The sequence below is a fragment of the uncultured Nostoc sp. genome (assembly GCF_964245445.1).
Lineage (GTDB): Bacteria > Cyanobacteriota > Cyanobacteriia > Cyanobacteriales > Nostocaceae > Nostoc.
Genome location: NZ_CAXTNE010000031.1, coordinates 21,700 through 43,060 on the forward strand (window position 1 = coordinate 21,700; position 21,361 = coordinate 43,060).

General features: G+C 42.0%; 22 protein-coding genes. 9 read left to right on the top strand and 13 right to left on the bottom strand.

What is annotated here, in order from left to right; translation table 11 throughout:
- Positions 1-80: 80 nt before the first annotated feature.
- Complete coding sequence (locus ACFE90_RS08195; RefSeq protein WP_375499399.1) at positions 81-497, bottom strand: hypothetical protein; 417 nt, start codon at positions 495-497, stop codon at positions 81-83.
- Positions 498-659: 162 nt separating this feature from the next.
- Here ACFE90_RS08195 and ACFE90_RS08200 point away from each other — a divergent pair, with 162 nt between their 5' ends.
- Both ACFE90_RS08200 and sbcC read left to right on the top strand, forming a co-directional pair.
- Positions 660-854 carry a hypothetical protein gene (locus tag ACFE90_RS08200; RefSeq protein ID WP_375499401.1) on the top strand — a complete coding sequence of 65 codons (195 nt, stop codon included), beginning with the start codon at positions 660-662 and terminating at the stop codon, positions 852-854.
- A 379-nt stretch (positions 855-1,233) separates the two neighbouring features.
- On the top strand, positions 1,234-4,260 hold the full coding sequence (gene sbcC / locus ACFE90_RS08205; RefSeq protein WP_375499403.1) for an exonuclease subunit SbcC: 3,027 nt from the start codon (positions 1,234-1,236) through the stop codon (positions 4,258-4,260).
- Positions 4,261-4,397: 137 nt separating this feature from the next.
- On the opposite strand, the gene ACFE90_RS08210 is transcribed toward sbcC, so the two are convergent.
- Positions 4,398-5,831 (bottom strand): peptidoglycan-binding protein, encoded by a 1,434-nt coding sequence (locus ACFE90_RS08210; RefSeq protein ID WP_375499405.1) that lies wholly within the window; start codon positions 5,829-5,831, stop codon positions 4,398-4,400.
- A 264-nt stretch (positions 5,832-6,095) separates the two neighbouring features.
- On the opposite strand from ACFE90_RS08210, the gene ACFE90_RS08215 reads away from it, so the two are divergent.
- Positions 6,096-7,862, top strand: a complete 1,767-nt coding sequence (locus ACFE90_RS08215; protein WP_375499407.1) for an MHYT domain-containing protein — start codon at positions 6,096-6,098, stop codon at positions 7,860-7,862.
- Positions 7,863-7,888: 26 nt separating this feature from the next.
- Here ACFE90_RS08215 and ACFE90_RS08220 read toward each other — a convergent pair whose 3' ends face one another.
- Together ACFE90_RS08220 and ACFE90_RS08225 are read right to left on the bottom strand one after the other, a co-directional pair.
- Positions 7,889-8,398 carry an SH3 domain-containing protein gene (locus ACFE90_RS08220; RefSeq protein ID WP_375499409.1) on the bottom strand — a complete coding sequence of 170 codons (510 nt, stop codon included), beginning with the start codon at positions 8,396-8,398 and terminating at the stop codon, positions 7,889-7,891.
- Positions 8,399-8,510: 112 nt separating this feature from the next.
- Positions 8,511-10,022, bottom strand: coding sequence for an AAA family ATPase (locus tag ACFE90_RS08225; protein ID WP_375499411.1), 1,512 nt, complete (start codon positions 10,020-10,022; stop codon positions 8,511-8,513).
- A 327-nt stretch (positions 10,023-10,349) separates the two neighbouring features.
- Here ACFE90_RS08225 and ACFE90_RS08230 point away from each other — a divergent pair, with 327 nt between their 5' ends.
- Together ACFE90_RS08230 and ACFE90_RS08235 are read left to right on the top strand one after the other, a co-directional pair.
- Entirely contained in the window at positions 10,350-10,718 is a 369-nt protein-coding gene (locus tag ACFE90_RS08230; RefSeq protein ID WP_375499413.1) for an HNH endonuclease, read from the top strand.
- A 51-nt stretch (positions 10,719-10,769) separates the two neighbouring features.
- The gene (locus ACFE90_RS08235) at positions 10,770-11,471 is read left to right on the top strand and encodes a hypothetical protein (RefSeq protein WP_375499415.1); all 702 of its coding nucleotides are present in this window, start codon (positions 10,770-10,772) and stop codon (positions 11,469-11,471) included.
- Between the two features lie 92 nt (positions 11,472-11,563).
- Here the strand turns inward: ACFE90_RS08235 and ACFE90_RS08240 are convergent, their stop codons facing one another.
- From ACFE90_RS08240 to ACFE90_RS08270, 7 genes are all read right to left on the bottom strand, one after another.
- Positions 11,564-12,079 carry a DUF177 domain-containing protein gene (locus ACFE90_RS08240; RefSeq protein ID WP_375499417.1) on the bottom strand — a complete coding sequence of 172 codons (516 nt, stop codon included), beginning with the start codon at positions 12,077-12,079 and terminating at the stop codon, positions 11,564-11,566.
- Positions 12,080-12,363: 284 nt separating this feature from the next.
- On the bottom strand, positions 12,364-12,891 hold the full coding sequence (locus ACFE90_RS08245) for a protein jag (protein ID WP_375499419.1): 528 nt from the start codon (positions 12,889-12,891) through the stop codon (positions 12,364-12,366).
- Entirely contained in the window at positions 12,888-14,039 is a 1,152-nt protein-coding gene (gene yidC, locus ACFE90_RS08250) for a membrane protein insertase YidC (RefSeq protein ID WP_375499421.1), read from the bottom strand. The genes ACFE90_RS08245 and yidC overlap by 4 nt, the downstream gene beginning before the upstream one ends.
- 219 nt (positions 14,040-14,258) lie before the next feature.
- A complete protein-coding gene (locus ACFE90_RS08255) occupies positions 14,259-14,651 on the bottom strand; it encodes a PH domain-containing protein (RefSeq protein ID WP_375499423.1) in 393 nt (130 codons plus the stop codon).
- Positions 14,638-15,060, bottom strand: a complete 423-nt coding sequence (rnpA, locus tag ACFE90_RS08260; RefSeq protein WP_375499425.1) for a ribonuclease P protein component — start codon at positions 15,058-15,060, stop codon at positions 14,638-14,640. Before rnpA ends, ACFE90_RS08255 begins: the two co-directional genes overlap by 14 nt.
- A 26-nt stretch (positions 15,061-15,086) precedes the next feature.
- Positions 15,087-15,221 carry a 50S ribosomal protein L34 gene (gene rpmH, locus ACFE90_RS08265; RefSeq protein ID WP_094327629.1) on the bottom strand — a complete coding sequence of 45 codons (135 nt, stop codon included), beginning with the start codon at positions 15,219-15,221 and terminating at the stop codon, positions 15,087-15,089.
- 169 nt (positions 15,222-15,390) lie between these two features.
- Positions 15,391-15,903, bottom strand: a complete 513-nt coding sequence (locus tag ACFE90_RS08270; RefSeq protein WP_375499427.1) for a DUF2808 domain-containing protein — start codon at positions 15,901-15,903, stop codon at positions 15,391-15,393.
- A gap of 761 nt (positions 15,904-16,664) precedes the next feature.
- On the opposite strand from ACFE90_RS08270, the gene ACFE90_RS08275 reads away from it, so the two are divergent.
- The 4 genes from ACFE90_RS08275 (at position 16,665) to ACFE90_RS08290 (ending at position 20,137) form a co-directional block, all read left to right on the top strand.
- Positions 16,665-17,840: a Re/Si-specific NAD(P)(+) transhydrogenase subunit alpha gene (locus tag ACFE90_RS08275; RefSeq protein ID WP_375499429.1), complete on the top strand. Its 1,176-nt coding sequence runs from the start codon at positions 16,665-16,667 to the stop codon at positions 17,838-17,840.
- A 136-nt stretch (positions 17,841-17,976) separates the two neighbouring features.
- Positions 17,977-18,270: an NAD(P) transhydrogenase subunit alpha gene (locus ACFE90_RS08280; RefSeq protein WP_375499431.1), complete on the top strand. Its 294-nt coding sequence runs from the start codon at positions 17,977-17,979 to the stop codon at positions 18,268-18,270.
- Positions 18,267-19,673, top strand: coding sequence for an NAD(P)(+) transhydrogenase (Re/Si-specific) subunit beta (locus tag ACFE90_RS08285; RefSeq protein WP_375499433.1), 1,407 nt, complete (start codon positions 18,267-18,269; stop codon positions 19,671-19,673). The genes ACFE90_RS08280 and ACFE90_RS08285 overlap by 4 nt, the downstream gene beginning before the upstream one ends.
- A gap of 173 nt (positions 19,674-19,846) precedes the next feature.
- The gene (locus tag ACFE90_RS08290) at positions 19,847-20,137 is read left to right on the top strand and encodes a hypothetical protein (protein WP_375499435.1); all 291 of its coding nucleotides are present in this window, start codon (positions 19,847-19,849) and stop codon (positions 20,135-20,137) included.
- 140 nt (positions 20,138-20,277) lie between these two features.
- On the opposite strand, the gene ACFE90_RS08295 is transcribed toward ACFE90_RS08290, so the two are convergent.
- Both ACFE90_RS08295 and ACFE90_RS08300 read right to left on the bottom strand, forming a co-directional pair.
- The gene (locus ACFE90_RS08295) at positions 20,278-20,424 is read right to left on the bottom strand and encodes a hypothetical protein (protein WP_375499437.1); all 147 of its coding nucleotides are present in this window, start codon (positions 20,422-20,424) and stop codon (positions 20,278-20,280) included.
- A gap of 90 nt (positions 20,425-20,514) precedes the next feature.
- A complete protein-coding gene (locus tag ACFE90_RS08300; protein ID WP_375499441.1) occupies positions 20,515-21,315 on the bottom strand; it encodes a DUF3800 domain-containing protein in 801 nt (266 codons plus the stop codon).
- Positions 21,316-21,361 lie beyond the last annotated feature (46 nt).

Sequence of the window (21,361 nt, forward strand, 5' to 3'; positions counted from 1 at the left end):
AACTCGTTTTTCAGTAATTTTATTGAGTCCAAAAAGGTCAAAATCCTGGCTCCTACACTGTTGTAATAATTCATCAATTCCTAGCCGTGTCGCCGAGTGATTTTTTCCAGGATATTAACGCTGGTATAGATGTCATTCAACCCAATGGGCTGAGTCATATCCAGCACCCGCATTGTGCCGCAGCGTTCTTGAATGAGGGGTTTTATCTTTTCGCGTACCCCTTGCACAATCGCATCAATATCAATGCTGTTATCCTGATTTATCTTTGGTTCACTGGCTGCTTCAGCAACTATTTCTTCCCACTCTAAATCTAGCCTGTCGCAAATCTGGACAAAGAGATTGCGGTCAACAGGTTTACCTGTAAAGAACTTTCCGATCGGCTGTCGAGTAATTCCTAAATCTTCAGCTAATGCTTTTTGAGTTAAGGAACAGCGGATCAAAGCTCTTTTTGCTTTTTGGATACCTTCTAGAGAACAGGAAAGCGATCGCCCGGACATAAGCTAATCAGTACACTTTTGCTGATTCTAACTGCCAATTTGGGAATTCATCCTCATCGCATACACAAGTCACTCATATCACAAGTCTGTATTTAAGCTTACAACAACCACTCGCCTGTAAAGCTAGGGATGTAGTAATTCAAAAAATTTGGGAGTGAGTCGATGTTATCCAAGAAATTTCCTTCAAGAGATGAAGTGCTGGCTGTTGTAACGCTGATTATGGTGATTGGTTCTCTCACTCTTGCAGTTATCGACGACAAGAGTCGCCCTCAATTTCTAGATTTAACAAAATTTGCTGTCGGTACATATATTGGATTGTTGATACCTCGGTCAAGGTCAAATGATAGCGATGTCTAAGACGGGCTACGCCTACGCAATTAGCCAATAACAAATTCTGTCTTGGCCACTATAGCAATCCTAAATAATTCGTAAGAGACAAGATCCCCTACTTCTCAAAGAAGTAGGGGATCTGTGACTTTCAATTCTCATAAATCAAATAGGAATATTTTCCTCTCAGACAACAGAAAGAAATAACAAGAAACCTCCACAGAAGTTTCATTTTTCTCCAAAGACAGCAAAACTTCTTCATGCAACAAGAGAAATTTGCTTTTTCTATTGTTAAATTTTGTAAAATTGAAGTCTTCAAAACTAGAAACCTGATATTTAGATAGCTAAACTAACAAACAGTGCATCTGTACTGTTATTTATTAAAAGTAGATGTGGCGCTATAGCGTGAATGATCCCAGTACAACTTATCCTCAAAAACTTTCTTAGTTACCGTGATGCAACTTTAGATTTTGGCGGTTTGCATACGGCTTGTATTTCGGGTTCCAATGGTGCGGGTAAATCTTCACTTTTGGAAGCAATCACTTGGGCAATTTGGGGTGAAAGCCGTGCCACTGCTGAAGATGATGTGATCTATTCTGGCGCGAAGGAAGTTCGAGTTGATTTTACTTTCAAAAGCAACCAGCAAAAATATCGGGTGATTCGTACCCGAATTCGGGGAGGTACTAGCGTTCTTGAATTTCAAATAGAAATACCATCTGGGTTTCGCTCACTCACTGGCAAAGGGGTAAGAGCAACTCAAGATTTGATTCTAGAACACATTAAGCTCGATTACGATACATTTATTAATTCTGCTTACTTACGTCAAGGGCGTGCGGATGAGTTCATGCTCAAACGCCCCACAGAACGCAAAGAAATTTTAGCGGAGTTGTTGAAACTCAATCAGTACGATGATTTGGAAGAACGGGCAAAGGAATCTTCTCGTCAGTTCAAAGCAAGGGCAGTAGAGTTAGAGCGTTCTTTGGAGTCGATAAAAATTCAGCTGCAACAACGCGAGACAACCGAAGCGCAAAGAGTAGAGTTAGAAGCCGAACTCAACCAACTGCAACAGGTGCAAGCTTTTGATAATATTCAATTACAAAGTTTGCAAGTTGTCCAGCACCAGCGCCAAAATTGGGAACAACAACTCAGTTTTGTAAAGCAGCAATACCAAAATCTTAGCCAAGATTGCGATCGCCTCCAACAAGAACAATCAGCTATTGGCTCTCAGTTATCAGATTTAGAAAAAATCTTACACCAAGAAGCTGAAATTAAAGCTGGATACGCCCAATATCAAAGTCTCCAATCTCAAGAAGAAGCCTTTGCTGCCAAATTTGAAGAATACACCCGCGCTGGGCAGACTCGCCAACAAAAGCAACAACAGCTTACCAAACAAATTCACGAAATCGAACGGCAACTGCAACAAGCCCAAGCCCAAATCGAAGCTTTGCAGCAACAAGAGCGAGAAATTCAGCAAACTCTGACTAAATCAGGTGAAGTAGAAGCTGCTTTGTCACAACTCGCCGCAGCTCGTCACCATGTTGCTCGTCTTGATCAACTGCAAATGCAAGTTACTCCCTTGTTGCAACAACGAGCAATTTTACAAAGCCAACTTGATCGCACTCATGCTGGTTTAGTAGCGCGACTCGAACAACTCCAAAGTACTGAGAACCAATTGCAACGCCAGCACCGCCGCCAACCGCAACTGCAACAAGCAGTAATGGATGTGGCAATCCAGATTGACGAACTGGAGAAAAAGCGAGTTTATTTGCAACGAGTGCAGGAAAAAGGGCAAGAAAGGCGGCACTTTATCGAACGTCTGCAAGCTCATCAACGCGATTATGAAAAACTGCTAGGAGAATTAGAGCAAAAATTGCAAATGCTCCAAAATCCTGAAGCACTTTGTCCATTATGTGAGCGTCCCCTGGATGAACATCACTGGAGTCGGGTGGTGGAAAAAACCCAGACTGAGATAGAAGATACTCAAGGGCAGTTTTGGGTAGTACGGGAACAAATGGCTGTGTCTGATAGAGAAATTCAGGTGCTGAGGCAGGAATATCGGGAAATATCACAACAGTTAGCGAGTTACGATGGTTTACGCGAACAACGGGGACAGTTGGCAGCACAGTTAGAAGCTACAACTGATGTCCAACAACAGTTACAACAAATTGCTGCTGAAAAACAACATTTAGAGCGATCGCTCCAAGCTGGTGATTACGCTCCTGATAAACAAGCCGAACTCCGGCAGCTAGACCAATATTTGCAACAAGTTAATTATAATGAACAAGACCACGCCCTCGCCCGGAGTGAAGTTGAGCGGTGGCGATGGGCAGAAATTAAACAAGGGCAGATTAAAGATGCTACTAAGCGACAAGCGCAATTATTAGCCCGAAAACCAGAATTACAATCCCAAATTGCTCAATTACAAGCCAGAATCCAGCAGGATCAGATTGATTCTGAATGTGCTAAACAAATCGCGGCTCTTGAGCGTCACATTACCGAAATTGGCTACAGTTCCGAGCAGCACAATAATCTGCGTATGGCTGTCCGCCAAGCTCAATCTTGGCATTTGCGGTATCAACAACTGCTGTCAGCCCAGCAGCAGTATCCCCAACTCCAGACGAGATTGCAAGAGTTAGAAGACTCTAGAAGCGCCAGAGTAACGGAGCGGCAAAAACTCGGCGGGCAAATTGAAAGCATTGTTGAGCAACTACAAGCAACAGCTAACCCCTCTGCCCAAATTCAAGCACTAGAGCAGCAGTTAGCAATACGCAGACGGCAACTCGATGAGCAAATTGCTAAGTTAGGGCGTTTAGAGCAGTTGGCGCATCAACTAGAAACTCTGCAAATTCAGTACGAACAACAGCAGCAGCAATTACAATCTTGCAAGCAGGAATACCGTGTTTATCAGGAATTAGCGCAAGCTTTTGGTAAAAATGGTATCCAGACATTGATGATTGAAAATGTGTTACCGCAACTGGAAGCTGAGACAAATCAACTACTTTCGCGCCTGAGTGGAAATCAGTTTCATGTACAATTTATTACTCAAAAATCTGGACGCAGCGCTAAATCAACTAAGAAAAATGCCAAGCTGATAGACACTTTAGATATTTTAATCGCCGATTCTAGAGGAACACGAGCTTATGAAACTTACTCTGGTGGAGAAGCTTTTAGAATTAACTTTGCCATCCGTTTGGCTTTGGCAAAATTGTTAGCACAACGGGCGGGGGCGGCGTTGCAATTGTTGATTGTGGATGAGGGATTTGGTACACAGGATGCTGAAGGATGCGATCGCTTGATTGCAGCGATTAATGCGATCGCTTCCGATTTCGCCTGCATCCTCACTGTCACTCACATGCCCCACCTCAAAGAAGCTTTCCAAGCCAGGATTGAAGTGAATAAAACTCAGGAAGGTTCGCAGTTGAGTTTGTCAATTTAACAAAACAGAATTCAGGAGTCAGGAGCCAGAATACCCTTTCAGGGTAGCAAGCTACAGAATTGAATTCTATGTGAGTGACGGATAAATGGGCTGAATTCCCCCTAATTGATTCTGAATTCTGAATCCTGAATTCAGAATCAATTGTATTTTACTCGTGCATCAAGACCATAAGAGCGGAGCATTTTTGATAGTGTTTCTGCTTGGGCGCGATCGCTAAATTCTCCAGCATTCACATAATCCCCTAGATGGGATTGTTCCGTGACAGCATTAGGTATATATTGTTGCACTTTAATCAGAGTATCATTATTGGAAATTGGCACTATTACTCTGTAGGGATTATTAGCAACTAATGTGTTGCCATTACTCACAGGTACAACGTAGCCATTGGTAGGAGGCAATGCATAGCGATTAGTCTGAGGTGCTACATAGTCATTATTACTAGAAAATACATAACCGTTGTTTTCAGTATAATTGCCTGCATTCAAGTTGTTCAACCCTAATGCTTCCCAAGTTTGCCAATCTACATTTCCAGTCGAATTCAGGCGAGATGATTGCTGGAATGCAATCACAGATTCTCTGGTGTAATCGCTGAAAAAGCCATCAGGATTGGTATTAGAGAAACCCAACTTTGATAAACGCTCTTGAACTAATCTGACATTATCTCCTTGATCACCTACAGTCAGATAACTTCTGCCTGGTTGTTGAGTAGTATATCCACCAGTGGAGGCTCTACGTACTGCCTCTAAAACTTGGGCATTGGCGATGCCATTAACAGGTAGGCGGTAATTTCGCTGGAATCGAGTGACAGCTTCTCTGGTCATTGGGCCAATATTCCCAGTAGCAGCAGTATTAAAATAACCTAGCTGCCGCAAACGCACTTGTAATTCTTTTACTTGTTGAGTAGAGAGCCTTGATCTGCCTGGAGTAGCAGAGGAACCCAGAAGTGCGTTCCAAGTTTGTTGATTTACAATCCCGTTAGCAGATATGCGATAATTTCGCTGGAATGCAATTACAGCATCTCTTGTCATTGGGCCAAAATTCCCAGTGGGATTAGTATTCAAGTAGCCTAACTGCCGCAAACGCTGTTGTAACCTTGTGACGGCTGCACCAGTTTTGCCTTGGGAGAGAACAGGGTATTGGCCACCACTGGTATTCCTGCTAAAAGTTCTACTTTGACATGCTCGTTGCAAGGCTCTTTGAGTACTAGCACCCACAACACCATCAGCAGTGATTCTATTGGCTTGCTGGAATTTAATCACAGCATTCTGAGTCAAGCTAGCAAACTTGCCACTCACTGGGCCGTTAAAGTAGCCTAATTTTTTTAAACACCTCTGGCTACTACTAACATCAGCGCCATTACTTCCTATTTTCTGAAGTGCTAAAGCTTGTCCAGCGATACTCAGAAGTCCCGTAATCATTGCCACAGACAGAAGACGCATCGTCGCACCACTAGATAACTTTTTCCAATTCAAAAATTTGAAATTAACTACGGTAGGAACAACCTTGATGCTTTCGGATGCCTCATAGACTGAGGCAAGCTTGGTTAAATAGCTATCTAACCCTGTTTTCACTTGCATTTTTCAAGTTATTGGCTACAGAGGATTATACCACTTTATCTGTATTGCATTTTTTTTAGTATGATTCTTTACAAAGAATTCCCCACACTGATCTGATACACAAGTTTTTGTAAAGGGAATAATAAGCAACGTAAAGCTTTGGAGGCTTGTTTTCTATTTGCCTGACAAAATTTTTGCTATATCCATTTGGGTTTCGGGCATGACGCAGACAAATAGTGAGTCTAGTCTTCCATTGAATTGTGGATAATATTCAACCTAATGCTCTACGGGATCTACGATATTCGTTTAACTTTATTCTCCGTTGTCATTGCCATACTTACGGCTTACACTACACTTGATCTAGCTATAAGAGTCACAGACGCTAAATCGCAGCAAAGGTGGTTGTGGCTGCTAGGAGGAGCGATCGCTATGGGAATCGGCATTTGGGCAATGCATTTTATTGCTATGCTGGCGTTCAGTCTACCGATTCCGATTAACTATGACTGGTTAACAGTTTTGATTTCGGTGCTACCTGCAATTTTGGCCTCTGGATTAGCTCTGTACTTAGTTAGCCAGCCAGAATTTGGTATTTTGCGGTTGTTGAGTGGTAGCCTCCTGATGGGCATAGGGATTAGTGCAATGCACTACATCGGTATGGCTGCGATTCGTTTACCAGCCAAAATGTCTTATGACTTGAGTGTGGTTGCACTCTCGATTGCGATCGCCATTCTCATCTCACTGGTTGCTCTCTGGCTGGGGTTTAACCTCAGAGCTAATAGTACAGTAACAGGACGCATTTTGAGGATTTGCAGTGCAATTCTCATGGGTGCTGCCATTCCCTCAATGCACTACACAGGCATGATGGCTACCCATTTTTCAGTCATCGAATCGGTCGAGTTTTCAGCAATTGATACTGCTGCAACCTATTGGATGGCTGTGATTATTGGCTTATTTACATTACTCCTTCTAGGATGGACACTGCTCACATCTTTTTTCAACGAACAAATGAGTGTTCAACTAGTCAAAACAACTGATCTTAAAGAAAACGAAGAACGTCTCAAACAAGCTTTACAAAACCAAGAAGCGCTGGCTACTCTAGCTGAGTCTCGGTCTGAAGAATTAGAGATAGCTATGTTGGCACTTCAGAAAGCTCAATTGCAATTTCTTCAAACAGAAAAAATGTCGTCTTTAGGGCAAATAGTAGCGGGAGTTGCTCATGAGATTAATAATCCTGCTAACTTCATTTATGGAAACCTTTTTCATTCGGGAATTTATCTGCGCGAACTCTTAGAATTAATCAACACTTATCAGCAACATTATCCGGAACCAGTGCTTGCGGTTCAAGCGAAATTAGAGTCTATTGATTTACCATTCTTGCTAGAAGATTTACCTAAACTACTGAACTCAATGCAAGCCGGAGCAGAACGTATTAAGCATATTGTGGAATCCTTGCGTAACTTCTCTCGTCTAGACGAGGCACAATTGAAAGCTGTGGACATCCACGAAGGGCTTAATTCGACACTGCTCATTCTTCAGAACCGTATTAGTTATGCGCCGAACAATCGACCAGAAATTATTGTAATTAAAGAATATGGTAATTTACCCTTAGTAAATTGCTATCCCGGACAGTTAAACCAAGTATTTTTCAACATTATTGTAAATGCTATTGATGTGTTAGAACAAAAGCTGATGAGCTTAAAATCAAAGTCCAGTTTTACACCTTTAATTCGGATTAAAACAACCATTAATCAAGTCGGTTGGGTCAAAATTCAAATTTTCGACAATGGATCTGGCATTAGTGAAGACTTACAAAATAAAATCTATGATCCCTTTTTCACAACTAAAGCAGTTGGACAAGGAACTGGATTAGGATTATCAATTAGCTATCAAATTGTTGTTCAAACACATGGTGGTAAGCTCAATTGTATTTCTGCCAAGGGGCAAGGAACTACTTTTCAAATTGAGCTTCCAATTGATACATTAATAGATACTTCCTGTTTTCTAGGAAAGCAATCTCAAGTATATCCAGATGAAGTTATTGAGTAGATACATCTGATTTTCTGATTTTTAAGCTATTGTTGATCAACTTTTTCAGTATTACCAGCTTTCACCCAACCTTCTTGTTCGCTACCTTCCAAACGAATCTTTTGCCAGGATTTATCTTGGTTTTCTTCCAAGATAATAATTTTCTGATTAAAAGCAACCCCACCAATCTTTTCAGCTTCTTGATTTGGTTGCGATCGCAAACTCAAGCCTTCACGCCAACTAACACGCCCTCGGTAAGCTCCCGATGGCAATGGTTTTGGTGATGGGGTAGCCTTTGGTGATTCTGTGGGAGTGGAGTTTGGGCTTGGAGACGATTCAGCCTTTGTCCCAGGTTTAAGAGTGGATTTAGCTCCTCCAGGCTCAGTTGCTTTGGGAGCTTGGGCTTTCACCGAGGGACTATCATTAGAAAAAACGGGTTTGGCAGGGGGTATGCCGGTGCGATTCATGAAATAGAGTCCAATTGCAACGCCGCCACCTATTAGCACAGCGATCGCTAAGAAAAACCCAAGTATAAACTTTATGAAGCCAGACAACATATTTAAAACCTGATCACCAGTGGTCAATAGTCAATAGTAATTCATGATTAACTGTTGACTATTGACTAGCAATTATTAACTAACCAATTATTGTAGCTACTGCTGAATGCGTTCACGTAGTGCGCCGGAGGCGTTCGCTTAAAGGATTGTGTTTAGATGCTAAACGTGCTCTCCCAGCAGCAGCCCATTCTTGGAGTTGCTGAATTTGCTCTACAGCAGTTCGCGCCAAGGGGATGATCTGACTGGCTGCTTCTAAAATATCATCAGTAGCAAAGTCGCGGTTTTGGCTAAATCCAATATGCATCGCTTCAATTAAAGTTTGCTCAATTTCTGCCCCAGAAAAATCGGGCGTTTCATAAGCTAACCTTTCGATGTCATAACTTTTTAAGTTATGGGGGCGCAATCGGGATAAATGAACGTCATAAATTGCTTTTCTCTCTTCTTGGGTGGGCAATCCCACAAAGAAAATTTCATCAAATCGCCCTTTACGGAGCATTTCCGGCGGTAAAGCTTGGATGTCGTTGGCGGTGGCGACGACAAAAACGGGTGAGCTTTTTTCGGCTAGCCAGTTAATAAAAGTCCCAAACACACGGCTAGCTGTTCCTGCATCACCTCTGCTACCAAGTCCGGCAAAGGCTTTATCTATTTCATCAATCCACAAAATACAGGGAGCAAGCGCTTCAGCTACTTGGATCATTTGCCGAGTCCGAGATTCTGATTCACCCACCAAACCACCAAATAACCTTCCCACATCCAAACGTAACAAGGGTAAATGCCAGTGATGAGCGATCGCTTTTGCCGTTAACGATTTACCAGTTCCCTGAATACCTACCAACATTAAACCACGGGGGTGCGGTAATCCGTACTGTCGCGCCTTATCTGTAAATGAGCCTCCCCGGCGGATCAGCCAGTCTTTTAAGTTATCCAGTCCGCCGATATCAGAAATTTGCTCAGTGGCGGGGTAGAAGTCCAAGATTTGGGTTTGGCGGATAGTTTGGCGCTTTTCTTCCAAAACGAGATCCACGTCTTCTGGTCGCAATTCTCCGTGGGTAGCGATCGCTTTTGCCAAAACCCGGCGAATCCTTTCCATCGAAAGCCCTTGACAAGAACGCACTAAGTCATCTAAAACTTTCCCAAAAAGGGAGTTACCAGTACTTTGTAGTAAGCGTTCTACCTCAGTTTTAATTTCTGGGGCGGCGGGTAAGGGAAACTCAACGACTGTCAGCACTTCGGTTAAATCGTCAGGAATGGCGATACGTGGCGACAGTAGAACAATATTTTTTGGTTGCGACTTGAGAAGTCGGGACAGATTGCGGAGTTTGCGGGCGATCGCTACATCATCTAAAAAGCGATGATAATCTCGGAGAATCAATACAGCTGGTGCAGAAGCTGGTAATTTTTCGATAAATTCTAAAGCTTGTAGGGGGTTACGTCGCCCAAACCCAACATCATTGGGGTTTCCCTGGTAGCCATCGACAAAATCCCAAGTATACACTGGGCGATTACCCTGGTTGGTTGCTTCTTCCCGGATAGCTGCTTCTACCCGTTCTTCCTCATAAGTAGGAATATAAATCAAAGGGTAGCGGGCGCGTAGCAGCAGTTTAAACTCTTCACGGAAGTTCATATTTGGCTATCGTTATTAGTTCTTCTTTCATTGTTCAGGTTTGTATCACCTCTAACAACTAAAAAACCAACATCTACCAGTTCATAGCGGTTGCGAGTGCGATCGCTCTATGTGAGATATTTTTTAACGCTCTTTTGTGGTGAGTATAGTTGAATCACCTGTCAGGATAATCAGATGCTTAAAACTACTCCATTTTTTCACTTTTTTACAGACTATTGCCAGAAAATTATTAAAACTTGGATGTAAAGATTGTTTATCGTCGGCAAATTCAGCCTAGTTTCGCTAAAATTTATAAATACTGACTATTTTAATAACTAAGCAAAATATATGTCTAAATGTTATATCTGTGAATGCGAAATTAGTCCAGACAATAGTTACAAAGAACATATAATACTCAATTCAATAGGAGGCAGGCTCAAATCATCATCTTTGATTTGCAATACATGTGCTCCGCACTTTGATGGCATAGATGCTGCTCTTGGTAAGCAGCTAAATACTATAGGCTTAGTTCTTGATATCAAGCGCGATAGATATAAGAATCCATACACCAAAGCAAAAATAGTTAGCACAGGTGAAAAGGTATCTTTAATTTCTGGTGGCAAAATAGTACCAATCAAACCAATTATTGATGTGAGATCCGATGGAGATAATGTCTACCTTTTTGTCTCTGCTAGAGATGAAAATCAGATGAGATAAGCGCTTAATGGGCTTAAACGTAAGCACCTTTGGATTGACGTTCAAGAACTTATGAGTAATGCAATCAAGCGACAAGAATCCATTGATAGTCCTATTAAGTATCAACTCACGTTTGGAGGAAATGAAGCATTTCGAGCTATCTGTAAAATGGCAATCAGTTTCTATATTTACAAAGGAGGGGAGCGAAATTATATATCGCACTTAATTCCTTATATAAAAGATGGTCAGTTAAATAATACTGTTTGGCACTATTATCCAGAAAATATTACTAATTCCAATTCAGAAAATATAGAAGTTTTACATACTTTATTTGTTGTAGGCAATCCTAGTGAAAAAATACTGTGTGCTTATATCGAGCTTTTTAGTACCTTCAAATTTATAGTATTACTATCAGATACTTATACAGGTAAAGAATATAAAGAATTTTATTCTTTTGATGTTATAGGTCAAAAAATTATAGATAAATTTGTTAATATTAATCTCTCTAGAGATGAAGTTTTAAAAGTTATACAACTACGAGAGAATAACTTGCAGCAAATTCAGAATTCTTTGAGATGCCTATTTAAAACCATAAATAATAAACAAATTTATGAGAGCCTTAGCAAAGAAGTTGAAAATGTTATAGAAAATTTCTTTAAAGATATTCCACAAGATACAATTTTAACTAAAGAAATGTCATCAGAATTAGCTATAGAATGTACTGATAAAATTGCTGCTTTGCTGTACGACAAAGGATTTTTTAATCAGGAGTAGAGTTTATAAGGCGCGTTAGGTATTCTAGGCAACTCATACTTAGAAATAGATAATTTATTGCGCCGTAATACAGCAAACGGCGCATTAAATATCTATCCCGGAAGTTGCTTTTTTAGGGCTTCCAGAGAAGCCCAACGGTTATCAACTGGAATTTCAGAACTATCAGAACTCTCAGCAGTAATTGGAGGAATACCTGGACAATTCCGACTGCACAGTTGGCGTTGGGGAATTGCCAAGCACATCTGCTCATACAGCCATTCATTGGGATAAAAATAACCATCAGGGGGTAGGGTTTCTAGCAAATCTTCCATAGTAACTTCGCGCTCTAGGGGCAAGTCATGTGTCTGATTTGCAGTTTCGTCTAACCAGATGATTTCCTTCCTATCAAGCCCTAAACGTCGATTGTATTGCTGCAAACAGCGATTGCAGGTACAAGTAATAATTGTTTCTGCCTGAGCGGATACCTCCAGGTAATTGCCATGATGCTGCACGCGCACATGACCGCGAACTGGTGTCAACGTTTCCAGACCAGGCAGAAATTCCTGAACCTGAACTTCCTCTGTCCGCTCCGGGGCTTTAGTTAGCTGCGGAATATAAATTGCGTCCATAGGATTTGTGAGACATCCTCACTAAGAATTTATCTTCATTACCAGCAATAATACTGTTACTACATCTTTATTTTAGGCAACAAGAGTAATTTTGAAATTATATAGTTATGAGTTCTCAATTAACTCCTGATTCTGCCAATTTTAGATTTTGAATTTTGGATTTTGGTGAAGCAGCGCGTTCTTGGGGGTTTCCCCCATGAGCGACTGCTGAACCCGTTCGCGCAGCGTCTCCCCTTGGGAGAAGGGATTGAATAAAAAATCTAAAATCCAAAATTGAATGACTTCTAACTCCCAACTCCTTCCAACAAAGCTGGACGGACAACCAGATGACGATGCGGCTCTTTACCGCGACTGAAGGTTTCCAAATCTCCAAACTCTTTCAAGAAGGTATGGATTTGACGCCGTTCAGCAGAACTAAGGGATTTGATTTCCACTTCTCTACCAGAAAAGCGCACTTCATCGGCTGCTGCTTCTGCTAATGCGCGAATTTCGGCTTCTCTTTTGACCCGGTAGCCATTTAACTCAATAGTGTAAGAAGCTTGTTCCTCTGGAGGTTGGCTCAGGTTTAAAACTGAATTTGCTAGATACTGAATCGCATCTAACACAGAACCATCAGCACCAATTAAGACCTGGATCTGTTCTGTCGTCAAATTCGTTTGTTCAATTGTCAACCAGTAGTTATCTGGTTCTGGGGAATCGCCGTCTTGAAATTGGGCAGTTTCTAAATGACCCTGAATTTCAGCAGGTATTCCAGTGAGTTCCAGCAGGGTTTTTACCCACTGCTGACCTCGCTGCATGGAAATATTGCTCATGATCCCCCTGTCGCCTTTTTCTTGGCACTTTTTGGTTCAAATGGCAATGCTTTTTGTTCTGCTACTACTGCTTCTTTCTCTTGGGTTGCTACGATTTTTTGCAGTTCTTCTGGTAGAGGTTCGCGGGAGAGAAGATAAGTTTGGGCAGTTTGGAAAATATTACCAATTACCATATACATCAGCACCCCAGCTGGTAGTGGGAAGAACAAAAACATTCCAGAAAAAATAACTGGAGTGATTTTGTTAACTGTATCTTGCTGCGGATTGCCACCACTGGAATTTTGCCCAGAAAGCATTTGGCTAACATAAAGGCTGATTCCGAAGGAAACGATCATGGCGACGATATCCCAGTGGATTGTGCCATCTGGATCAGTTGCGCCAACCCTGCCTAAAGCATCAATAAATAGAAAACCTTTGTCTGCTGCTAGTCCAGGAATTGTTCCTTGAATAGTGACTTCTCCGGGCTGCAATGCTTCTACATTGCCTTGGGCATCAATTTTTATCCTATCTTCACCTTTGGTGACTTTCCAATCAGGAATGAGCTTATTTTCTGGGTGTTCTGCCAAAAGTACCTGAAATGGTTTGCCCTCAATGGTCTGATATTGGATCTTAGTTTGTTCTCCCACCGCTAGTTTGTTACCACTAGGAAGGATGGCAGCTACTTTAACGTGTTCTCCATCAGCAACGTAAATATTTTGAGGAGCAGTGGCAAAGGCTTGCGGTTGAATTTGTTCGATTTGTTCTACGGGAAAGATTTGCAGGTTAACGCTGTAGTTCGCACTTGCAAAAGGCGAACCCCGCAAAGTGGCAAACAGCGCTAATAAGACCGGCATTTGCACTAGTAATGGAAAACAGCCTGCTAAAGGATTGCCAAATTCTTTTTGAACATTGACCATTTCCTCTTGCTGTTTTTGCGGTTCATCCTTATAGCGCTCTTTGATTTCTGCCATCCGCTTCTGCATCAGAGGTTGTACAATTCGCATTTTCCGCATGTTGCGAATTGAGCCAGCACTCAGGGGATAGAGCGCGAAGCGGACTATCAGGGTCAAAGCAACGATCGCCAATCCGTAGCTAGGCACAATACCATAGAAGAAATCTATGATTGGCAACATCACGTTGTTCGAGAGAAAGCCGATACCAAAATCCATTATTCTGAATTCAACCTGAGGTACTGTAAACTAACTGAATCTAATTTATCTAAATCATAAATTATGTGCGACTACCCTTCGCTACGGATAGCCGCACATCCAAAAAAAGGGAGTGGGGAGTGGGGAATTGGGAGTGGTATGTAGTTTTTGGGAAGTGGGAAGTTCTTAACTTTGGATTTTATTCTGAGTAAATTTTGTATTCCTTACTCCCTACTCCCATCACTTATTAGCAGCAGCGCTATATTCAGGATTTTTCGCAGCAATTCTTTCGTTGATGTAGTCGTAGACTTCCCGAAACTTGGGAATTGCCCGCAATTCGAGACGGCTGCCGTTTTTTAGGGTTAGTACCATATCTCCCCACAAGCCAATGCCACGGGGAACTGTGACGACTTTGACAATTTCTGAGTAAATTATGTCAGTGCGATCGCGTCCCTGCCAACCTCCTGTCACAGTAATTCGACGATCGGTGATGCGGAAACGCAGCCACAATGCTCTGACAACTGCCCCAACTGTTAATGGTATCCCGACAATGGTTAGCCCAATCAACAGGTTGACAATCAAATCCCCAATATGGGGGCCACCTTCATAATAAACATCTTCACGAATTCCCATCGAACACCTCAGCTTGTGCCAACAACTGCTCTAATTCTTGCAGAAATTGTGGGCTTACGCACTTAGATTCTGCTGTTGTGGGTTTGACAATAAACACTAGCCGCCATCCTAGTGATAATTTGGGCAGCAAGCTATATAAAGCAGAAGTAATTTGCCGTTTGATTCGGTTGCGAACCACTGCTCTTTTGCTGACTTTTGTGCTTATGGAAATGCCAATCCGCGTGCTGGCAAGATTTACTGAGTCAGTTGCTTGTGTTGTCTGGGTGGCAGTGGACAAAGAAGGTTTTGTTGAATATAACGGCTTTAAGGCTCTCAATGTTAAATAAAAGCCATGACGCCGAATTCCTTCCCGGAAAACTGCCTGGAAATCTTTGCGGGATTTTAGCCGATTTGCTTTAGGCAAAGCCACAGATGCTCTTTTAGCTTAGATACGCCCTAAACGCTTAGACGGTGACGCCCCTTTCTTCTCCTGGCGCTAATCACGTTTCTGCCGTCTGGTGTCCGCATTCTGGCGCGAAAACCAGAGGTTCTTTTTCTCTTACGGCTAGTACCGCCTAGTGTTCTTTTCATACTCTTCTCCTCTTAGGTGATTTTTATAAAAACTCACAATCTCTAATTGTATTACTTTATTAGAGAATGGGGAATAGGAAAAGAGGAGGCAGAAGGCAGAAGTTCTTTAATTTTGAATTTTGAATTGATTTCTCCCCCTGCTCCCTCATCTCCCCACTCCCCAAACTTATTAATTGATGCTCAAAATCCATGTTCCCATGTAGCGCAATAGTGGCACATCGCCAGGGGAGAGAACTTGACAGCGAAAATAGTAAACTCCGCCGAAGGCTGGGTTTTTAACGTTAGATAAGACTACCTCAACTGCACTACCTGCTGGTACTGGCTCTTGGGGAAAAATATTAATCAGCTTACCTTCTTTGTCCCACTTCACTTCAGAAAGCGGAACTGCTTTACCTTTGACTCGGACTTCAATTTTTTTCTGGTCAAAAGTTCCTTTGTAATAATCAGGGTAAGTAATGGCAAATTGACCAACAGCCAATTTCATTTTTTGGGCTGGAATCCTTAATATGTATCGATCCCAACCACTCGCTTGTCCACCAAAATCTAACCTAAAGGGCAGCTGATTTTCTTGTTTGACACCGCTAAACAGTGTAAATCCGGGTAAGCTTTGCGCCCAAGTCAAGGCTGGTAATCCAGTAACCAGAAAGCTAGTCACGGCTAAAGCAGAAAGTAAACGTCGCATAATCAGGCTTCCTCTACCAAAATATAAATCTGTTATCTAAAATAACTGTGTGTTAGTATTCGTTACTAAACTTTACTACTGACTTCCTGACAATTGACGTTCCATAACAAAAAAAGTGCCATCCTTACTGAGCTTTGGGCGACAGCAAAATTACTTAGTCATAAATTTACTATGTACTAGAGTTACTTCATTACCCTTACAGAGTGCTGATTTGATGAGTAGATTGGTCAAATTTTGAACTCAGTATAAACACAGTTGGGATTGGATTGTGTTTCCAAATATGTACAAGTGTATCTAAATTTGAGAATTTTGTTATAAAAATTGAGGCGTGCCATCAGCGATCGCCTGTTAAGTTGGACTAAATTGATTAAAATTAAGTTTGAATCAGAGTCGTAATTATTAAAATTTGATTTGGAAATTATAAAGCTTTCAAAATTTAGTCAATATTACTCTATAAGAAAGGAATACCAAAATTTATCAATCCCGAAAACAAGCTGAAGATAAAGATGCAAAATTTGGGAATCAATTTAGGATGTGCAATACGTAACCCTGTTTGCAACTATCTGAAAATATGACATCTGCGAACGGCAAAGTCAGGCTTTGCCTGGACAGCTAAGAGTGGGAGAGGAAAGTTTCAAGGTTCAATCTACAAGTAAAATTCATGGGTGATGTTCCTGCCTAAGTACTGTGAGTGCGGGATATCCCTCATCTAGACAATCGCTTACTTGGCAGAGATTAGGTATTTATCTTCAGGAGATTTCATGAGAATAGCAGTTGCTAAAGAAATTGAAGTTTGTGAACGTCGTGTGGCATTAATTCCTGACACCGTTGCTCGATTGGTAAAACAAGGTTTGGAAGTTTGGGTAGAAGCAGGTGCAGGAGAACGATCATTTTTTGGCGATTCTGACTATGAAGCCGCAGGAGCCACAATAATCAGCGATAGTGCCAAATTATGGGGCGAAACAGATATTCTGTTGAAAGTCAGCCCCCCACAAGAACGAGAAGATGGACGCTCAGAAATTGACTTGTTAAAGGAAGGGGCTGTTTTAGTCAGTTTCCTCAATCCCTTGGGAAATCCCGTTGTGGCGCAGCAACTAGCAAATCGGAAAGTCACAGCTTTGAGTATGGAAATGATTCCCCGTACCACCAGGGCGCAAAGTATGGATGCTTTGTCCTCGCAAGCTTCATTAGCAGGTTACAAGGCTGTATTAATTGCCGCAGCTGCATTACCGAAATATTTTCCGATGTTAACTACAGCCGCAGGTACGATCGCTCCAGCGAAGGTATTTATTATGGGCGCTGGTGTAGCCGGATTGCAAGCGATCGCCACCGCTAGACGTTTGGGAGCTGTGGTAGAAGCCTTTGATATTCGTCCCGCCGTCAAAGAAGAAGTGCAAAGCTTAGGGGCAAAATTTGTTGAAGTCAAATTAGACGAAGAAACCGTTGCTGCTGGCGGTTACGCCAAGGAAATTTCTGAGGCTAGCAAACAACGTACCCAAGAAGTTGTCGCCGAACACGTCAAAAATTCTGATGTGGTAATTACCACCGCCCAAGTTCCTGGGAGACAAGCACCACGGCTGGTTACAGAAGAAATGGTGGCACAAATGAAACCCGGTTCAGTGATTGTGGATTTGGCTGCTGATCAGGGTGGTAACTGCGCCTGCACAGAACCAGGCAAAGATATTGTATGGAACGGCGTGACAATTATCGGCCCCATCAATCTCCCGTCATCGATGCCAATTCACGCCAGCCAATTGTATGCCAAGAACGTAACATCGTTGATGCAATTGCTAATTAACAAAGAGAAAACTTTACAGGTAGACTTTAGCGACGACATCGTTGATGCAGCTTGCGTTACCCACGCTGGTGAAATTCGCAATCAACGAGTGCGGGATGCGCTACAAGCATCGAATACTCAACAATCGGCGGTTAATTAGGAACTGAAGATTAGGGACTAGGGACTAGTGACTGGGGACTAGGAAATAAATACTTAGCAATACTTTCTCAGTACCCAATACACCAATACCCAATCCCCAGTACCCAATACCCATTCTTAAAAGGAGTTTTGATTTCATGACAGAGGCATTACTTGCTGCTTTGTTTGTATTTGTTTTGGCATCTTTTATCGGCTTTGAAGTTATCAACAAAATACCACCGACTCTCCACACGCCCTTAATGTCAGGCTCAAACGCGATTTCTGGCATTTCGGTACTTGGGGCAATAGTGGCCTCAGGTGCTAAAGAAACAAGTGTGTCAGTAATTCTTGGTTTAATTGCTGTAGTACTAGCTACAGTCAACGTTGTCGGTGGCTTTCTAGTCACAGATAGAATGCTGCAAATGTTCAAGAAGAAGGAGATTAAGGCGTGAGCGACTTTTTACCAACTGGCATTCAGCTGACATATTTAGTCGCTGCATCCTTATTCATTTTTGGTTTGAAAAAGCTGGGTTCACCAGCTACAGCGCGAAACGGTAATGTGGTTGCATCTGTGGGAATGCTGCTGGCAATTGTAGCGACAATGCTGGATCAGCATGTATTGAACTACGAGATGATATTGTTGGGCTTGGCAATTGGATCGGGAATTGGGGCGATCGTTGCCTATAAAGTCCAAATGACGGAAATGCCCCAAATGGTGGGTTTACTCAACGGTTTAGGTGGTGCAGCTTCAGCATTAGTCGCCGTTGCCGAATTTTGGCGATTATTGGATTCTGGCGCACCCGTACCCCTAGATGTGAACATTTCCATGCTATTGGACGTGTTAATCGGTGGCGTTACCTTCACAGGTAGTTTTTTAGCCTTTGCTAAATTGCAAGGTTTAATTAGCGGTTCCCCGATTACATTTCCTTTCCAGCAACCATTTAACCTGTTGCTTCTGGGTGCTTATTTGGTAGGTAGTGCCTATTTAATCATCACACCAGATAGCTTACCCATATTCTTGGGAGTGGTAGCTGTTTCTTTAGTGCTGGGTGTGATGTTCGTCATCCCCATTGGTGGCGGCGATATGCCGGTGGTAATTTCGCTGTTGAACTCCTTGTCAGGTGTGGCGGCGGCGGCGGCGGGTTTCGTGGTGATGAACAATATGTTAATCATCGCTGGGGCTTTGGTAGGAGCATCTGGCTTAATCCTCACCGAAATTATGTGTAAGGCAATGAACCGCTCTCTCTTCAGTGTGCTGTTCAGTGCTTTTGGTACAGGATCTACTTCTGGCGGTGGTGCTGCTGGTGGTGGTGCGATCGATCAAACTGTCCGCAGTATCGATCCCGAAGAAGGGGCGATGATGTTGGGTTATGCCCGTTCTGTGGTAATTGTGCCTGGTTATGGGATGGCAGTTGCCCAAGCGCAACATAGCGTCCGGGAATTGTCAGATCAGTTAGAAAAAATGGGCGTTGATGTCAAGTATGCCATTCACCCTGTTGCTGGGAGAATGCCGGGACACATGAATGTGTTGCTAGCAGAGGCAAATGTGGCTTATACCCAGTTGTACGACATGGATGATATTAATCCCCAGTTTGAACAAGCGGATGTGGCTTTGGTAATTGGGGCAAATGATGTAGTAAATCCGGCGGCGCGAAGTGATGTAAATAGCCCGATTTATGGTATGCCAATTTTGGAAGTAGATCGGGCGAAGCAGACGATTGTGATTAAGCGCGGCATGAGTACGGGTTTTGCCGGTGTAGATAATGAGTTGTTCTACAAGGATAAAACTACAATGCTTTTTGGTAGTGCGAAGGATATGGTGGCGAAGTTGGTTTCGGAAGTGAAGCAACTTTAACGAACCGCGTTCACAACGCTTTTTGCACACAAGGTGCGAAGAAAAAAAGAATTAGTAATTGGGCTTGCTTTGGGAATTTGTTATTTCCAAGGCAAGTTTTTTAGTCATAAATAATTCTTATATCTACCATTTTATAGTACAGATGTTTTATATTGTCCATTAGGAGGTTTAATATGGATAAAAACTCTATTCGCTTTACCTCGCTACAATACCCAGGAAAAATAATGAACAAACAACATTATTCACTATTTAGCCCAACTTTTTGGGCTACACCAGCAAATCAACAAAAACTAGAGGAAGAAACTCAAACAAGAAGTAACGAGTTAGCAAAAGAGCATGAAAGGAGACTGCACGATTATGAAATGACACTGAATGCTATTCACTTGGCAGTATTATATACACGAAGAAGAATGGAGCAACCACACAATTCACTATTTGGTTCATCTAATTCCCTATTTGGATGATAAAATCTAGCTACGCCAACACAAAAACCAGAACAATAAACTCAAAGAAGAACCCAAGAATTAAACAAGGAGTTTTGGTTTGTGAAAAAAAGCGAAGCGATCGCTCCCCTTCTTCGTCTGTGTCTTCTGCGCCTCTGCGGTTAGTTAAAAAAAGCGATCGCCTGCAAAACTCCACCGTGCAATATTTTCTCTCCTTCCTCTGTGTCCTCTGCGCCTCTGTGGTTCGCTAAAAAGAGCGATCGCACCTCCAAATTTCCATTAAGTGATTCTGAGTTGACAATCAGCAAGATAGAAGATATTATATAAATTAGGCACAGCCTGGGGGTAGTCGTATGACTGCCGCATCATAAACCGCTAATAAGGCGGTTTTGTTGTTTTTAGGGGTTGTCAAAGCAATAGTACTTAATTCCTAATGTATTAATCTGATTCTGTGTCAAGCGACAATCGACAAGTCGATCAGCATTCTTGAGGGACAAAAATGCTTGGTTATCCGGATTGTCTTTGCTACGAACGATGGGATACAAACATAAATCAGCAATCTGCATAATTGCGTTTGCCTTCTTCTTACTGTCTATTCCACGTAGTGTGTTTGATAAATCTTCAGCAGATAAAGGTGAATATTTATCCGATCTATTAGCATCAAAAGGATGTCCTTTTGCTCTTAAATCATGAAAGTATTGCTTAAGTAAAGTATCTTCGTTTCTTCCTGCGGCTTCAAAATAAACCATTAGACTACCATTATTCATCCCAGCATACTTTGCACTACGTTCAACGACAATAGAGAATGCAGTTTTCATCATCTCCCAAGTTTCCTCACCATACTTATCAAGATAACGATTGAGATATCCTTGACGAGATACAACACAGGCATGAACAATTATTGGACAACTAATGATAGTAAGTGTCAAGTCTTCCAAAAATAGATTTTGCTCTGGTTTTGAAATTTTTCCTAACCAAGCAAAACCTTTTTTTCGAGAGCGTATTTCATTACCGTGCAAGGGTTGTTCTTGAGGAATAGACCAGCGACTTTTGAACTCTGATACTAATTGTTTAATTATTTGCTCATCGTTCCTTTTGATTAAGACGCCACCCATACCAAAGAAGGGATATTGGTCTTTAGGGTCTGGCTTTGGACTTCCAGAATCATCAATGTATATAGCAAATTCACATATATACAGCGTATTTGAGGTTTATGAGGTACAGTAACAACAATTAGTAAACCAA

Coding starts and splice junctions, on each gene's coding strand:
- ACFE90_RS08195 (WP_375499399.1), bottom strand. CDS start 497: ATGTCCGGGCGATCGCTTTCCTGTTCTCTAGAAGGTATCCAAAAAGCA.
- ACFE90_RS08200 (WP_375499401.1), top strand. CDS start 660: ATGTTATCCAAGAAATTTCCTTCAAGAGATGAAGTGCTGGCTGTTGTA.
- sbcC (WP_375499403.1), top strand. CDS start 1,234: ATGATCCCAGTACAACTTATCCTCAAAAACTTTCTTAGTTACCGTGAT.
- ACFE90_RS08215 (WP_375499407.1), top strand. CDS start 6,096: ATGCTCTACGGGATCTACGATATTCGTTTAACTTTATTCTCCGTTGTC.
- ACFE90_RS08220 (WP_375499409.1), bottom strand. CDS start 8,398: ATGTTGTCTGGCTTCATAAAGTTTATACTTGGGTTTTTCTTAGCGATC.
- ACFE90_RS08225 (WP_375499411.1), bottom strand. CDS start 10,022: ATGAACTTCCGTGAAGAGTTTAAACTGCTGCTACGCGCCCGCTACCCT.
- ACFE90_RS08230 (WP_375499413.1), top strand. CDS start 10,350: ATGTCTAAATGTTATATCTGTGAATGCGAAATTAGTCCAGACAATAGT.
- ACFE90_RS08235 (WP_375499415.1), top strand. CDS start 10,770: ATGAGTAATGCAATCAAGCGACAAGAATCCATTGATAGTCCTATTAAG.
- ACFE90_RS08240 (WP_375499417.1), bottom strand. CDS start 12,079: ATGGACGCAATTTATATTCCGCAGCTAACTAAAGCCCCGGAGCGGACA.
- ACFE90_RS08245 (WP_375499419.1), bottom strand. CDS start 12,891: ATGAGCAATATTTCCATGCAGCGAGGTCAGCAGTGGGTAAAAACCCTG.
- yidC (WP_375499421.1), bottom strand. CDS start 14,039: ATGGATTTTGGTATCGGCTTTCTCTCGAACAACGTGATGTTGCCAATC.
- ACFE90_RS08255 (WP_375499423.1), bottom strand. CDS start 14,651: ATGGGAATTCGTGAAGATGTTTATTATGAAGGTGGCCCCCATATTGGG.
- rpmH (WP_094327629.1), bottom strand. CDS start 15,221: ATGAAAAGAACACTAGGCGGTACTAGCCGTAAGAGAAAAAGAACCTCT.
- ACFE90_RS08270 (WP_375499427.1), bottom strand. CDS start 15,903: ATGCGACGTTTACTTTCTGCTTTAGCCGTGACTAGCTTTCTGGTTACT.
- ACFE90_RS08275 (WP_375499429.1), top strand. CDS start 16,665: ATGAGAATAGCAGTTGCTAAAGAAATTGAAGTTTGTGAACGTCGTGTG.
- ACFE90_RS08280 (WP_375499431.1), top strand. CDS start 17,977: ATGACAGAGGCATTACTTGCTGCTTTGTTTGTATTTGTTTTGGCATCT.
- ACFE90_RS08290 (WP_375499435.1), top strand. CDS start 19,847: ATGGATAAAAACTCTATTCGCTTTACCTCGCTACAATACCCAGGAAAA.